Below are 14,913 nucleotides of genomic sequence, written 5' to 3'. Positions count from 1 at the left end.
CGCCGCCCCCGCATGAAGAACGGTATTTCACGATGATCGACACACTGGCCGCAGCAGCAATCGCCGCAGATTCCCTGGCGCCGCACGAAGACGACCCGCTGCAGGCGCACTTCCAGCACGGCGTCGCGCCCGACGAGATCGAGCAGGTCTACCACCTGAAACGCGCCCAGCCCATGCTGTCGGCGTTCACGGCGCTGTTCCACGGCACCCAGGACGGCGTGCTGGTGCGCCTGCTGGTGCTGCGCGAGCTGGCCAGCGACACCGCCACGTCGAGCTTCTCGCGCGCCGACATCAACACCAAGCTGGCCTACCTGACCGCGGAAAGCCTGGAAACGGTGCTGAACCGCCTGCGCGGCCACGGCCTGCTGGCCTGGGATGCCCCGGCTGCGGTCTACCGCATCACGCCGCTGGCGCGCAACGTGCTGTCCGCGCTGGACACCCTGTTCAACCTGGCCAAGCCCGACGAAGACGACGCCGAGATGGGCTTCCTGCTGTCGCAGGTGGCCGGCGCCCAAGCGGTGGGCGGCATCACGGTCGAACAACTGAAGCACCTGCTGGGCCGCCTGGTCGAGCTGACCGAGGAATTCCGCGATGCGATCGCGTCCGGCTCCGAATTCAAGCTGCGCACCTCGCAGGCGAAATGGCACATGGCCTGCGACTGGGTCGAGAAGGGATCAAGCATCCTGCGCGCGATCACCGCGGACCCGAACGCCGATTCGGCCACCCACAAGGCGGCGCAAGCCATCGGCCGCGCCCAGAGCGCGCTGCTGAACATGCAGGGCATGTTCTCGCGCGCCCTGAACCAGATCGAACGCCAGCGCGTGCACCTGGGCCAGTCCGGCCTGTCGACCACCGACGTGAAACGCTGGCTGCTGGCCCACGAGGACCTGGCCAGCCTGGCCGAAGGCGCGATCGACCGCCCGGTGGTGCCGCTGTTCGGCACCCCGGCCGAGATGATCGACGTGGCCGAGACCGAACTGCTGCTTGAGCGCGTGACCTCGACCGGCCCCAAGGGCCTGCCTTCCGGCCAGGATGCGCCGCTAACGGTCAACGACAACCCTGCGATGCAGGGGGAATTAAACGACTGGATCAACAAGCTGGCCGACTTCGCCAACCTCGGCAACTTCCCCGAGTTCTCGGAGAGCGGCCCGAAGAAGGTGGCGCTGCACGAGTCGCTGCTGCCGGCCAGCTTCGCCGTGGCGTCCTACCGCGCCTCGCTGCTGCCGCTGCTGGGCGACGCGGCCGAGGCCAGCCTGCAGGGCGCGACCGCCGAGCTGGCACGCCTGCCGGTACGCTTCGAGCCGACGGACGACATGATCGAACTGGACGACCCGGAAGTGGCGGCGATGTCGATCGCCTCCCTCTCATTGAATACTGACAGTACTGAAAGCGGCAAGAGCAATGAATGACGATGCACAAATCCTGATCGCGCGCCTGCTGACGCACCAGACCCTGCGCCGCGACGACAAGATGGTCAAGCGCGTGCTGTCGGACGAGCAGTTCCGCATCGAAGTCGACAAGCGCCTGCTCGAGAGCGGCCTCAAATTGCTCGACAACGTGTATGCCGACCATGTGACGATCGCCCTGCACCGCAACGTGGAGCCGAAGATCTTCGGCGCCAAGGACATCTGGCAGAACAATAACTTCGGCCTGACCCGCGACGGCGTGGCCCTGCTGGTGGTGCTGTGGGCGCAGATCATTCTCCCGAAGCGCGAGCGCCAGGAAACCCACGTCACGGTGGCGGACGACCAGACCGACATGTTCGAGAAGGACGCGCCGATCCCGCGCGCGGAAGACACCTCGATCGGCATCTCCTACACCGCGCTGCTGTCGGACTTCGGCGACAAGCTGGGCAAGAAGACCCGCATGGACATGAACCTGGGCGTGCTCTCCAAGCTCGGCTTCATCGAACGGCGCGGCGACGTGATCCTGGAAGGCCCGCTGCTGGACCTGATGATGGACACCGACGTGCTCAAGGAACGCATCATCAACGGCGCCCTGGCCGACGTGTTCAAGCGCGCCCCGCTGGCCGCCGTCCCGCGCCGTGCGCCGCTCGAGAGCGAAGCCGCCAACGATGCCGTGGTCGAAGCCGCGGCCGACACTGTGGCCGATGACGCCGCCGACACCCCACACTGAGATAGCCCATGTTCCACATCAAATCACTCGAACTGGTCCACTGGGATTACTGGCAGCGGATCAAGAACATCCCGCTCGACGCCAAGATCATCACGATCGCCGGCCAGAACGGCTCCGGCAAGACCACGCTGCTCGACGCGCTGCGCACCCTGTTCGGCCTGGATTGCTCGATGGGCCGCACGTATAAACACTACGCGCGCCACTCGGGCCAGCAAAGCGCCTGGATCCGCGCCGTGGTCGACAACAAGGCGGTCGGCAAGCAGTTGTCGAACCGTCCGTTCCGCCATTCCGGCTTCTTCGCCGACGACGAAGTGACGCTGTTCTGCCAGATCCAGAAGAACGGCGGCGACTGGAAGCGCCAGTACCTGATGCGCCCGGGGAACGTCGACATCGAAGAAGTCACCGAAGCCACCGACTGGCTCGGCGTCGAGAATTACCGCAAGCGCCTCGCGTCCGCGGGCCTGTCGCCGGCGATGTCGAAGGTGCTGGCGCTGGAGCAGGGCGAGACCGACAAGTTGTGCGAATACGCACCGCGCCAGCTGCTCGACCTGGTGTTCCAGGTCTTCGGCGACAAGGAAGTGCTGGACGCCTACGACGAAGCCAAGCGCCATCAGCGCGACACCGAGATGGAACTGAAGCGCTTCGAGTCCGAGCTCGAGACTTCGCGCATCAACCTGGAAGGCCTGCGCCTGCGCGTGGCGAACTACCACCAGTGGTCGGACCTGCACAAGGAAAAACGCGAGCTGCAGGAAGAAGTGCTGCCGGCGCTCGAATACCACGAAGCGCGCGAAAAAACCGCAACCATCAGCCGCAACCTGCGCGAGGCACGCAAGCCCCTGCTGCAGGCCGACTCGATCCTGGCCGAGAAGCGCCAGCAATTGGCGGCGCAGCAGCGCGCCCTGACCGAGGCGCAGAAACAGGAAACGCAGCTCGAGCAGGAAGGCAATGAGCTGGCGGGCCGCCTGACCGAAGTCAATCGCCGCCTGAAGCCCCTGGAAAGCCTGATCGAGCAGAAGGAACGCCTGCACAAACTCGCCGCGGACGCCGGCGCCGACATCGCCGAAGTGGCCAAGCAGCTGGACGAAAAAGAAGCCGAGCTGGCCAAGCAGAAGGGCAAGCGCGACGCCATCGGGGCGAAGATCGCCGCCGAGATGGCGACGGTGTCGGCGCTGCAGGGCAAGAGCGCGATGCCGGAACCGGAAGCGCAGCGCCTGATGCGCCGCGCCCTGCGCGACGAGGGCATCGCCCACGCCATGCTGTCGGACATCGTCGAAGTGACGGACCCGAAATGGCAGGGCGCAGTCGAAGGTGTGCTGGGCGGTTACGCTTCGGTCGTGCTGCTGGAAAAAGCCAAGGATGCCCCGGCGGCCTACCGCCTGGCCGAGAAGGAGCGCTACCGCCACTTCATCGTGCCCGATTGCGTCGAGGCGCCCGTCGTGAAAGATGACAGCCTGCTGTCGGTGGTGCGCTTCTCCGGCAAGGCCCCTGGCTGGCTGATCGACCAGCTGGAACGCATCGAGCGCGTGGATTCGGTCGACGAGGGCTTCAAGACCCGCGCCGACGAATGGATCACGCCGGATGCCTACCACCGCGAACGCCGCGGCGGCCGCTCGCTGTTCGTGGAACCATCGCGCTACCGCTTCGGCGCCGCCGGCAAGACCCAGCGCCTGGAAGCGATCCAGAAGCTGCTGCCGACCCTGGAAGCCCAGGAAGACGCGCTCACGCTCACCATCAGCAAGCTCGCAGCCGAAGTCGGCGCCCTCAAGGGCCGCATCGCCGGCGTCGACGCCGCCAAGGAACTGGCGGCGCGCCAGGCAGAGTTCGAGGAAGCGCTGCGTGCGATCGTCCCGCTCAAGGCCGAGCGCCTGGAAGTGGGCGCGCGTCTGGGCGAGCTGCAGATGCTGACCAAGAACGCGACGGTGGCGCGCACCCGCGCCGACACCGTGTGGCAGAACGCGCGCATGGCGCTGTCCGAAGCCGAAGCCGGCACGCGCCTGAACAACCGCCGCACGATCGAGCAGCGCGCCGAGCACGCCAAGGCGCTGCTGGCGCTGCGCCGCGGCTGGCGCCATGTGCCAAGCAACTGGAAGAACGGCGCCTGGCGCGGCGCGCTGGTCGCCAAGCACCAGAACGCCCACCAGGTCAACCTGCGCCTGTCGACGCTCGAGCATTCCCTGGCGCGCGAAGACTGGGAACAGGACGGCACCGTGATCGACCAGTACGGCCGCCTGAACGACCAGCTCAGCGGCCGCCAGTCCGAGACCGAAGAGCGCCGCTACCAGAACAACCGCGCGATCGAAGCCACCGCCAACGCGCGCGGGGCGTATATCGAGCGCCTGCGCTACACCATCAAGACCTATTCCAAGAACATCAAGGACCTGGGCGAACTGGCGGGCATCGACGTCCAGGCCGACCCGGTGCGCTTGGAGAACGACGACGTGCAACTGGCGCAAGCCGGCCTGCACGTGCGCTTCAAGTTCGACGGCAAGGACCAGATCGGGATGAACGACGGCGAGGCTTCCGGGGGGCAGCAGGTGATGAAATCGCTGGTGCTGCTCATCGGCTTGCTGAAGTCGGAAGAAGGCTCGGGCGGCTTCGTGTTCATCGACGAACCGTTTGCGCACCTGGATATCCGTAACATCCAGCTGGTCGGCGAGTTCCTGAAGAACACCGACGCGCAGTACCTGATGACGACGCCGCTGACGCATAACACGGACGTGTACGACCCGTCGGAGCTGACCCTCATCACCAGCAAGAAGAAGAAGGATGTGCAGTGGGCGCAGCCGATCTTCGTGCTGCAGCGCAGGAAAGAAGAGGCGAAAGCCGCCTGAAGCGAAAGGGAGCCACTGGCCCCCTTTCTTTTTGCCGCGTGTTTGCGGCTTACTTGTCGCCACCCTTGCGCGTCACGATCAGGCTGGCAATGCAGCTGCCGGCGATCAGCACGGCCACCACGGTCAGCGAAGCCTGCACCGGCACGTGGTACCACGGCATGATCAGCATCTTGGCGCCGATGAAGGTCAGCACCATCGCCAGGCCATACTTGAGCAGGTGGAAGCGGTCGGCCACGTCCACCAGCAGGAAGTACAGCGCACGCAAGCCCAGGATCGCGAACATGTTCGAGGTGAACACGATGAACGGATCGGTCGTGATCGCGAAGATCGCCGGGATCGAATCCACCGCGAAGATCAGGTCGGTGACCTCGATCAGGATCAGCACCAGGAACAGCGGCGTTACATAACGCACCCCGGCCTTGGTGACGAAGAATTTCTCGCCATGGTCGTCTTCACTGACCCTCAGGTGCTTGCGTGCGAAGCGCAACACCGGATTGTTAGCCACGTCCGGTTCCTGATCGACCGCCACGAGCATGCGCATGCCGGTGTAGAGCAGGAAGGCGCCAAATACGTACAGCACCCAGCTGAATTCGCTGACCACCCATGCGCCGGCGCTGATCATGACCGCCCGCATCACGATGGCGCCCAGCACGCCGTAGATCAGGACCCGGCGCTGGTATTGCTGGGGCACCTGGAAGGCGGTGAAGATCAGCAGGAACACGAAGACGTTATCGACCGACAGCGCCTTCTCGATCAGGTAACCCGAGAAAAACTCCAGCGCTTTCTGGTCGGCGATCGCTTCACCGACCGTCCCGTTCAGGTACCACCACAGGCCGCCGTTGAAGGCCAGTGCCAGGCTGACCCAGACCAGCGACCAGATGCCGGCTTCCTTGACGCTGACCTTGTGCGCCTTGTTGCCGCCGAAGACAAACAAGTCGAGGGCCAGCATGACCACGACGAAGCCGACGAAGGCGGCCCACATCGGGCCGCTGGCAATGCTTTCCAATCCAGTCATTCGATACTCTCCTTATTCATCGGTGAGCCGGGATTCCGGCCCGATTCCACGTCGCCTGGTTCCTGTTCTGGAGCGTCGATCCGCTCGTGCGCGAATTGCCGGGTGCGCTCGACCTGCCTTACCACCGCACGGTCCGCGCGCTCCGCGGCGCGATCGATGGCCGCATACAGGTCGGCCTCGCATTCCTCGATGATGACTTCGCGGCCGTTGCCGAGCTGGACCTGGATCTTGCAGCGCTTGTCGATGCCGCCGCGCGGCCCGTTGATGTCGGACAGGGACACCGCCAGCTTGCGCATGTGAAGGCGGGCCCAGCCGAGCGCAGTGGCCAGGCGCTGTTCGGTGTACTGGCGCAGGGCGGTGGTCATGTCAAAGCCGCTGGCATGGATTGCGATACGCATCGTGGTTCTCCTGTTGAAATGAGACCTCACTATAGGGTGGCGCAAAACATCGTACAATTCGAATATCATTTAATACAACATCGAATTTTTCGATGTATGGGGCGGCGATGGCATCACTCAACTACAAGCACTTGCGCTACTTCTGGATGGTGGCGAAAACCGGCAGCATCGCCAAGGCGGCGGCACAACTGCACCTGACGCCGCAATCGATCTCGGGACAACTGACCGAGTTCGCCGACACACTGGGCGTGGAGCTGTTCCGGCGCGCGGGGCGCAATCTCGAACTGACCGATACCGGCCGCAGGGTTGCGCGCTACGCCGAGGATATCTTCAGCACCGGCGACGAATTGCTGGAACTGGTGCGCGACAAGGCCTTCACGACGACGATGTCGTTCCGCGTGGGCTGCGCCGACTCGGTCTCGAAGCTGATTGCCTGCCAGCTGGTGGAGCCGGCCCTGAAACTGAGCGAACCGGTGCGGCTGGTCTGCCGCGAAGGCAGGCTCGATAGCCTGGTGGCCGATCTGGCGGTGCACCGGCTCGACCTGGTCATTGCCGACCGCCCGATTCCGCCGCATTTCAGCGTGCGTGCCTACAGCCACCTGCTGGGAGAAAGCACGATGAGCGCATTTGCCACGGCTGCCCTGGCCGAGAGCCTGGGCAAGCCGTTCCCGGCCTGCCTGGACGAGGCGCCCTTGCTGCTGCCGGGCGAGGATTTCGCGATCCACCAGCGTCTGCTGCGGTGGCTGGAGGACAGCAAGGTCCATCCGCGCGTGGTCGGCGAATTAGACGACAGCGCCATGATGAAAGCCTTCGGCCAGTCGGGAGCAGGAGTGTTTTTCGCTCCGACGGTGATCGCGGAGCAGGTCTGCCGCCAGTACGGCGTGCAGGTGCTGGGCCAGGTCGACAAGGTCGTCGAGCAGGTCTACGCCCTCACCACCGAGCGCCGCATGAGCCATCCGGCGACGGTGGCCGTGAGCACGCTGGCGCGCGACAAACTGTTTGTCTGAGTCTGGGGGGGCGGCGCACGCTCCTCCGAAACCAGGGCGTCGCAGGTCTTGCGCGATGTCGTCATGAGGCGTCGAACGATCCGGTCGTCAATCCTCAGGCGGGCGCATGCCTTGAAAGCGCGCGAACATCAACCATCCCCACTTCTTCTCCTTCTGGGTATTTAATATTGCTATTCAGTAGCAATTGTTATGCTATTCTAAAATCACTTCTCTGCCTCATTGATGAAGTATTCGTTTCGCATAACCACTGGCAATATCGAAACCCTGCGCACCACAATCTGAGGAAAAAAATGAAAAAGAAATGGATTGTCATATCGTCTTTGCTGGTGCTGGCCATGACCAGCGCAGTTGCCGCACAACCGACGCAGCAGCTTCCTGGTGAACAAAACCGGTCCGGATCAACATTGGTGGTCGATCGTGCGACGCAGCTGGAGGTGATCGACACGCTGGTAAAAAAATTGAATGACCACTATATTTTTCCCGACAAGGCCAAGCAAATCGAAACGGCGTTGCGCCAGCGCCAGCGGGAAGGCAAGTACGACGCCATGTCGGACGGCAAACAGTTTGCAATACAGCTCACGGACGACATGCGCGCCGTTGTCCGTGACCTGCATATGTCGGTATTTTTCAGCCCGAGGCCGGTCCCGGCCGACAATGGAGCCGGAGCGCCACCCGCGTCGCAAGCGGAGTGGGAGCAACGCGTCCCCGCCGACAAGCGCCAGGTCATGCGCCAGATGGCAAACCGCAGCGTGGAACGGGTCGAACCCCTGACGCCCAGGATCGGTTACCTGAAGTTGTCCGGCTTCCCGCCGTCTTTCCTCATGGCCGACAGCTACGCCGCCGCGATGAACGAACTCGCCGATACCGACGGCCTCATCGTGGACCTGCGCAACAACGGCGGCGGCGCGCCGGACGGGGTCGCCTTACTGGTCAGCTATTTCGTCGACCAGCGCACGCGCCTCAACGACATCTGGGATCGCGATACCGGCATCTCCAAGCAGCATTGGACGCAAGACAAGCTCGACGGCAAACGCTATGGCGGCAAGAAGCCGGTCATCATCCTGGCCGGCGCCGGCACCAAGTCCGCCGGGGAAGACTTCGCCTACACGATGCAAGCCATGAAACGCGCCACGGTGGTCGGCGAGCGGACCTGGGGCGGCGCCCACCCCGCGCGCCCCCATCGCCTTAGCGAACATTTCCTTGCCTTGATCCCCGGCCAGCGCACGATCAGTCCGATTACCCAGGCCAACTGGGAGGGCGTGGGCGTCGTTCCGGACGTCGCGGCAAAACCGGACGATGCGCTTGCGGTGGCCAAGGACCTGCTGCAGCGCCAGCTGCACGGCAGCACCGCGCCCGCCATCGCGGGACAGTGAGGCTGGGGACGCTGGCCGTTTTCGAATGCCGGCGTCAATCACTGTGGATATGCGTGAGACTTCGCGGGCGGCGCCGCTGCTATCCTGCGGGTTCGAACAGTGAGGAGCGCATGAAACGATTTTTCCTGGCAGGTGTGTGGTCGGTCGCCCTGGCCATCGGCGTGTCCGCCTGCGGCGGCGGGAGCGACGATCCTGTCGCGGCGCCAGGCCCTGGTTTGCAGGCGGTGCAGATTGTCTACAAGGGCAGTTTCGTGACGCTCACATCGAGCCGGACCGACATCACACCGGGGCGGCTGCAATATACGGAAACCGGTCCCGGCACCATGGGACGGCAATTCGATGGCGTCCTGGCGCCGGCGGACTTCCAGCGGCTGGCGGCATTGGTCGATTCGGCGGACCTGATCCGGGGGCTGGCCGTGCGCACGGGGCCGCCGGGGCCGGGCGTATGCCGCTCAGAAGGTTACGATGTTTCCATTACCAGCAATGACGTCCGGCACAACTTTTCCATGCATGGCAGCGAGACCTGCGGCTCTACCGCGAACCCTGCGCTGGCGCAGTTGTTGGCGCTGCATGCCGAGTTGATCTTCAAGTACCTGCCGCCGCGGTGAGCGGCTTGGCGTAGAGGTGCAAGCCGCATAGTGAAATGCGCGTTGGCGGCGCGCCGATGCTCAAGCGGCGTCGAGCTCCTTGCGCACCCGGCGGCGCCAGCGCAGCAGTCCCGCCGAGTAGTAGCCGAAATACCCCGCGCTCAAGCCCACGCACAGCATGGTCAGCGGGCTGTCAGTCAATTTGGGCGCCGGAATGCCCTTGCCCTGGTTCGCATACACCTCCACGCCGATGTACAGCACCCGCGCCACCAGCACCATGGCCATCAGGATGCCCAGCCGCGCGGGCGGGGTGAAGAAGTAGCCTTGCGGCGTATCTTCGAAGCGGGTGCGCTTCAGGCCCCACACGCTCCAGCCGATGCCGAACAGGGCGCCGACAACGAGCGCTCCCAGGTTATAGGGCTGGTCGAGCAGCTGCGCGGCCGGCACGATGACCAGGGCGCCGAACGCCAGCACGCCGGTGTAGTGGCGCGAGACGATCGAGCGCTGGCGCGCCATGCGGGCCTTGATGCGGTTGTAGACGCGCCAGACCAGCAGCGGGGTCAGGACGAGCAGGGCGAGGGTGGTGATCGAGAGGTCCATGTTGCGCCAAAGAGGGTCGAGGACGCCATTGTAATGGAGCGGACGGATGCCGCACGGCAGGCGCTGCCAAGGGCGTTCGGCACTGCATCATGATAAGGTGATCACTCCGCTTTTTCGAGGAGGTCCCCGCCATGAATGCAGTTTCGCACGCGAATTTACCGATGAAGGCGCACCGTGCGCCCGATCCGGCGCCGATCGAGGAACCGGCGCCCGAGCCCTTCGACACGCCCCAGCCGCACCACCCGCCCGGCCACGGCCACACGCCGTTCAGCGAGGATCCGGTGCCCGATCACAAACCCAGTTTCCAGGCCCGAACCGCTCATCCCAGCATCGAGTTGGCGGCCCAGGCGTAGGCCGGAATCCCCACCAGAATATTGAGAGGGAAGGTCAGTCCAAGCGACATGCTGAAATAGATCGCGGGGCTGGCTTCCGGGATCGAATGGCGCAACGCCGCCGGGACCGCAATGTAGGAGGCGCTGGCGGCCAGCACCATCAACAGGGTCGCGTTACCCACCGACAGGCCGAGCAGTGCCGCCAGGCCCAGCGCCAGCGCGGCATGGACCACCGGCGCGCCCGCCGCGTAGGCCAGCAGCCAGCCCGACTGGCCGCGCAGCTTGCCCAGGTTGCGGGCAGTGAGCAAACCCATGTCGAGCAGGAAGAAGGCCAGCATGCCCTTGAACAGGTCGACCGAGAACGGCGCCATGGCCGCCTTGCCGGCCTCGCCCGTCAGCAGGCCCACCAGCATGGCGCCGAGCAGCAACAGCTGCGTGCCGTCGGTGAAGGATTCGTGCAAGATCTTCCCCAGACCCACGCGCGGGCCTGGCCCTCCCAGCGTTGCGGTGCCACTCCCGTTCGACAGCACAGCAGGCGCGCCGGCCTGGCGCAGCGAATTCGCCAGCACGACGGCGATCACGATGGCCGGCGATTCCATCAGGGCCATCGCGGCCGCCATGTGCCCGCCGTAGGCGACTCCCTGAACCTCCAGGTACTGCGTCGCCGTGATGAAGGTGACCGCGCTGACCGAGCCGTAGGTCGCCGCGACCGCGGCCGCATCGAATCTGGATACGAAACGCTTCAGGAGCTGGTAGGCGGCCAGGGGAATGGCCGTCGCCAGCAGGACGGCAGCGCCCAGGCTGGCCGCGATCTCCGTCGTCAGGCCGGATTGCGCCAGGGCGAAACCGCCTTTCAGGCCCAGCGCCATCAAGAGGTAGAGCGACAGGAAGCGCGCGATCGGCTGGGGGATCTCGAGGTTGGACTTGACGCAGCCGGCCAGGATGCCGAAGGCAAAAAACAGGATCGCGGGGTCGAGGAAGGTGTGCATGTTTCGTGGAATCAACAAAAGGTCCTGCATACTACGCGCTACGGGTAATAAAGAAAAATCGATTATTATGATGAGTAAAATAGATAAAACTCTATGAATGCGACCTTCCGCCAGCTGCGCCTGTTTCTTTCCTTCTCTGAACACCTGAGCGTGACGGCGGCCGCGCGCGCCTGCCACGTGACGCAGCCGACCGCGTCGATGCAGCTGCGCGAGCTGGCCGACAGCGTCGGCATGCCGCTGTACGAGCAGGTCGGCAAGCGCATGTACCTGACGGCGGCGGGCGAGGCGCTGGCGCGCACGGCGCGCGCCATGCTGGACGAATGGTCGGCTTTCGAGCAGCAGGTCGACGGAATCCGTGGCATGACCCGGGGCCGCCTGCGGGTATCGGTGGTCAGCACCGCGAAGTACTTCGTTCCCCGGCTGCTGGGCGCCTTTTGCGCGGCGCATCCCGAGATCGACGTCGCCCTCGAAGTACTCAATCGCGACGGCGTCGTGCGGCGCCTGCGCGAGAACCTCGATGACCTGTACATCATGTCGATGCCGCCCGCCGACCTGGAACTGGAGCGCCATGCCTTCCTGACCAATCCGCTCGATGTCATCGCCGCAGCCGCACATCCGCTGGCCGGACGCGAGCATGTCGGACTGGCCGGCCTGGCGCCGCTGCGCTTCATCCTGCGCGAGAAAGGATCCGGCACGCGGCTCGCCTGCGACGAGCACTTCAAGGCGCTGGATTTCAGGCCGGACGTGCGCCTGGAACTGGGCAGCAATGAAGCCATCAAGCAGGCAGTGGCGGGCGGCCTGGGCCTGGGGGTCGTGTCGCGCCACGCGCTGGCGGAAGACCCGCTCGCGGAAGGGCTGGCGGTGCTGCCGGTCGAGGGCTTCCCGGTGCAGTCGAGTTGGTGGACGCTGTACCGGAAGGGCAAGAAGCTATCCCCGGTCGCCAGCGCATTCCTGCAGCACCTGCAGCAGATCGGCAGTTCCGCGCGGGCGCCCGCTTCAGTGCCAGCCCATGAGGGTGGGCGGCACCAGCAGTAGTAGCGCCAGCGCCAGGTACATCAGCTGCAGCGGCACCATCCACTTCGCCCAGACGATCCAGGGAATGCGGGCCAGCGCCAGCACGCCGACCGTGACGCCCGAGGTCGGGATCATCGGCGTGGACAGCTCGCCGAGCTGGAAGGCCAGGATCGCGGTCTGGCGGCTGACCCCGACCAGGTCCGCCAGCGGCGCCATGATCGGCATCGTCAGCGCCGCCTGGCCGCTGCCCGAATGAATGAAGAAATTGATGACCGACTGGATCAGGAACATCTTCTGCGCGGCGAAGGCGGCATGCTCGGACTGCACCAGCGGCGCCAGGGCGTGCAGCATGGTGTCGATGATCTGGCCGTCGCGTGCGATGACGACCGTGGCGCGCGCGATCGCGATGACCAGCGCGGTCGAAATCATGTCGCGCGCGCCCTGGATGAAGCTGGCGACGAACTCGTCCGGCGAAAGCCTTCCGGCGGCCGCGACCAGGATCGCCATCGCGAAAAACAGCGCCGCGATCTCGTCGATGTACCAGCGGTAGCCGACCACGCCCACCACCATCGCGCCCAGGGTCAAGGCGAACAGGCCGAGAATGATTCCGTGGCGGCGCGTGAAGCGCGGCGTTTCGACCTCGGCGGCGCGCTCGGCGCGCTTGAGCTGGTCGAGCTGCCAGGTGGGGCTGGAGCTGGGATTGCGCTTGATGCGCGCCGCGTACCACATCAGGAACAGTACCGTGACGGCGGTGCACGCGAACCACACCGCCAGCCGGTAGCCGACGCCGGAGAACACCGGCACCCCGGCGATGCCTTGCGCGATGCCGACGTTGAAGGGATTCAGGAAGGCGGCCGCAAAGCCGACTTGCGAACCGACGAAGGGAATCGACACCCCCACCACCGAATCGTAGCCCAGCGCCAGCGCCAGCGGGATGAAGATGAGCACGAAGGGAATCGCTTCCTCGCTCATGCCGAAGGTGGCGCCGCCGACCGAGAACAGGGTGACGAACAGGGGGATCAGGGCAGCGCGCACGAAGCGCGAATGTGCATGGGCGCGTGCGACCGCGTGGATCATGCTGTCGATCGCCTCGGTCTTCTGCAGCACCGCGAAGGCCCCGCCGACGATCAGCACGAAGCCGATGATCTGGGCCGCCTCGACGAAGCCGCGGATCGGCGACTTGAGCAGCGCCACCAGGCCTTGCGGGGCGCTCTGGACGTAGTGGAAAGAGCTTGGGTCGACCAGGGTCTTGCCGTCGACCAGGTGGGTCCCGTACTTCCCACCAGGGATGAACCAGGTCGCCAGCGCGATCAGCGCCAGGATCGCGAACAGCAGCACGAAGGTGTTGGGAAGTCTGAAGTTCTTCATCATTGGCTCAGGAGTTCTCCGGTACGGAAGGCGGCGGCGCCGGCAATTTTACAGACATGCATGCCGCGCAAAAGATGGCGGTGGGCGGTCGAGGCGAACAGGACGCCGGCCGCGCCTGCGTGCAGGGCGGTGGTCTTGCCGCTGACCGGGTTGACCAGGTCGGCCACCGGTTCGCCGGCCGCCACCCGGCTGCCCAGCGCGCGGTGGAACACCAGCACGCCCGAATGCGGCGCGTGCAGCGGCTCGACGCCTTCGAGCGGGGTGGAGGCGCACCGCGGCGCGGGCAGGGGCGCGAGCGGGATGTCGAGCACGCCCTCGTACGCGAGGAACTGCAGGATGGCGTGGGCGTCGGCGTCGGCCAGCGCATAGCTGACGTCCATCTCGCCGCGCAGTTCGATGGTGGCGGCCGCGCAGGCCGGCGGCAGTGGCGTGTCTTCGCCGAAGTGCGCGGCCAGTTCCCACCACAGGCGGCTGCAGGCTTCGTCGAACGGGGCGCCGCCCGAGTCGCGCGCCGTCAGCAGCGCCTGTGCGCCCAGCAGCGCCGCCAGCGGCAGCATGCGTCCGGCCAGCGGCGTGCCGGTATACATGTGCATCACCGCCTCGTTATCGCAGTGCAGGTCGAGCACGATGTCGGCGTCGATCGCCAGCGTCAGCAGCACCTTCTTGAGTTCTTCCGTGGCGCTGTGGGTGGCCAGCGCGGCCAGCGCCTGGCGCGCATGGGCGCGCACCAGCGTCACATTCTCATCCGCATCGGGCCCGAGCTTGCCTGCCAGCGCCGGCTTGAGGGCCTCGGCCAGGTGCGCGAAGGCGCGGTTGAAGTTGGCGCCGCTGCCCAGGTCGAAGCGCCCGAAAGGCGTGCCCTGGATCGCCTGCGCCAGGCCGATCGGATTGGCGGCCGGCACCAGTACCACCTCGCCGCGGATGCGCCCTTCGTCCTCGAGCCGGGCGAGCTCGCGCCGCAGCGCGTGCGCCGCCAGCATGGCCGGTACTTCGTCGGCATGCAGCGAAGCCTGGATGTAGACCTTCTTGCCGCTGCCGGCGGCGCCGTAGTGCAGTGACTGCAGCTGGTAGGCGGCCGGGCAGTCGTTGGTCCCGAGCGGGTGGATGTGTGTCTGCATATGCTGCTCTCCTGATGCTTGATTTTTTACACACCCTACATCAATGAAAGAAAATTTTCAAAATATTGTTGAGTTTATTTCTTGATGTGATTACAGTTGAAAAAAATTAGGAAATTTGCATGTCAACGCAGGATGTAAATTCAAT

The 14,913-nt window shown here is 65.2% G+C and carries 14 protein-coding genes; 8 read left to right on the top strand and 6 right to left on the bottom strand.

Features of this window, described 5'->3' with window-relative positions; genetic code table 11:
- The first annotated feature begins 32 nt into the window (after positions 1–32).
- The 3 genes from AC56LR_RS12705 to AC56LR_RS12695 are packed head-to-tail and all read left to right on the top strand — an operon-like array spanning position 33 to position 4,967.
- Positions 33–1,409 (top strand): hypothetical protein, encoded by a 1,377-nt coding sequence (locus AC56LR_RS12705; protein WP_497130803.1) that lies wholly within the window; start codon positions 33–35, stop codon positions 1,407–1,409.
- Positions 1,402–2,136, top strand: coding sequence for a hypothetical protein (locus tag AC56LR_RS12700; protein WP_497130801.1), 735 nt, complete (start codon positions 1,402–1,404; stop codon positions 2,134–2,136). The genes AC56LR_RS12705 and AC56LR_RS12700 overlap by 8 nt, the downstream gene beginning before the upstream one ends.
- A gap of 8 nt (positions 2,137–2,144) precedes the next feature.
- Complete coding sequence (locus AC56LR_RS12695; RefSeq protein WP_497130799.1) at positions 2,145–4,967, top strand: ATP-binding protein; 2,823 nt, start codon at positions 2,145–2,147, stop codon at positions 4,965–4,967.
- 49 nt (positions 4,968–5,016) lie between these two features.
- On the opposite strand, the gene AC56LR_RS12690 is transcribed toward AC56LR_RS12695, so the two are convergent.
- Together AC56LR_RS12690 and AC56LR_RS12685 are read right to left on the bottom strand one after the other, a co-directional pair.
- Positions 5,017–5,982, bottom strand: coding sequence for a TerC family protein (locus AC56LR_RS12690; protein WP_497130797.1), 966 nt, complete (start codon positions 5,980–5,982; stop codon positions 5,017–5,019).
- On the bottom strand, positions 5,979–6,380 hold the full coding sequence (locus AC56LR_RS12685) for an HPF/RaiA family ribosome-associated protein (RefSeq protein WP_497130795.1): 402 nt from the start codon (positions 6,378–6,380) through the stop codon (positions 5,979–5,981). Before AC56LR_RS12685 ends, AC56LR_RS12690 begins: the two co-directional genes overlap by 4 nt.
- A 107-nt stretch (positions 6,381–6,487) precedes the next feature.
- On the opposite strand from AC56LR_RS12685, the gene nhaR reads away from it, so the two are divergent.
- From nhaR to AC56LR_RS12670, 3 genes are all read left to right on the top strand, one after another.
- The gene (gene nhaR / locus AC56LR_RS12680; RefSeq protein WP_497130794.1) at positions 6,488–7,387 is read left to right on the top strand and encodes a transcriptional activator NhaR; all 900 of its coding nucleotides are present in this window, start codon (positions 6,488–6,490) and stop codon (positions 7,385–7,387) included.
- A 290-nt stretch (positions 7,388–7,677) separates the two neighbouring features.
- Complete coding sequence (locus AC56LR_RS12675; protein ID WP_497130793.1) at positions 7,678–8,760, top strand: S41 family peptidase; 1,083 nt, start codon at positions 7,678–7,680, stop codon at positions 8,758–8,760.
- Between the two features lie 110 nt (positions 8,761–8,870).
- On the top strand, positions 8,871–9,368 hold the full coding sequence (locus tag AC56LR_RS12670; RefSeq protein WP_497130792.1) for a hypothetical protein: 498 nt from the start codon (positions 8,871–8,873) through the stop codon (positions 9,366–9,368).
- 60 nt (positions 9,369–9,428) lie between these two features.
- Here AC56LR_RS12670 and AC56LR_RS12665 read toward each other — a convergent pair whose 3' ends face one another.
- Complete coding sequence (locus AC56LR_RS12665) at positions 9,429–9,947, bottom strand: CcdC protein domain-containing protein (protein WP_497130790.1); 519 nt, start codon at positions 9,945–9,947, stop codon at positions 9,429–9,431.
- 131 nt (positions 9,948–10,078) lie between these two features.
- Here AC56LR_RS12665 and AC56LR_RS12660 point away from each other — a divergent pair, with 131 nt between their 5' ends.
- On the top strand, positions 10,079–10,300 hold the full coding sequence (locus AC56LR_RS12660) for a hypothetical protein (RefSeq protein ID WP_497130789.1): 222 nt from the start codon (positions 10,079–10,081) through the stop codon (positions 10,298–10,300).
- On the opposite strand, the gene AC56LR_RS12655 is transcribed toward AC56LR_RS12660, so the two are convergent.
- Positions 10,267–11,268: a sodium-dependent bicarbonate transport family permease gene (locus AC56LR_RS12655; RefSeq protein ID WP_497130787.1), complete on the bottom strand. Its 1,002-nt coding sequence runs from the start codon at positions 11,266–11,268 to the stop codon at positions 10,267–10,269. The two genes, AC56LR_RS12660 and AC56LR_RS12655, sit on opposite strands and share 34 nt — an antisense overlap.
- 93 nt (positions 11,269–11,361) lie before the next feature.
- Here AC56LR_RS12655 and AC56LR_RS12650 point away from each other — a divergent pair, with 93 nt between their 5' ends.
- Positions 11,362–12,303, top strand: coding sequence for a LysR family transcriptional regulator (locus AC56LR_RS12650; protein WP_497130785.1), 942 nt, complete (start codon positions 11,362–11,364; stop codon positions 12,301–12,303).
- Here the strand turns inward: AC56LR_RS12650 and AC56LR_RS12645 are convergent.
- On the bottom strand, positions 12,265–13,650 hold the full coding sequence (locus AC56LR_RS12645) for a YfcC family protein (RefSeq protein ID WP_497130784.1): 1,386 nt from the start codon (positions 13,648–13,650) through the stop codon (positions 12,265–12,267). The genes AC56LR_RS12650 and AC56LR_RS12645 overlap by 39 nt on opposite strands.
- On the bottom strand, positions 13,650–14,768 hold the full coding sequence (locus AC56LR_RS12640; RefSeq protein WP_497130782.1) for a succinylglutamate desuccinylase/aspartoacylase family protein: 1,119 nt from the start codon (positions 14,766–14,768) through the stop codon (positions 13,650–13,652). Before AC56LR_RS12640 ends, AC56LR_RS12645 begins: the two co-directional genes overlap by 1 nt.
- Between the last annotated feature and the right edge of the window lie 145 nt (positions 14,769–14,913).

The organism is Telluria sp. ZT3P39, from assembly GCF_059685935.1.
This window is presented reverse-complemented; position numbering and strand designations above follow the sequence as displayed.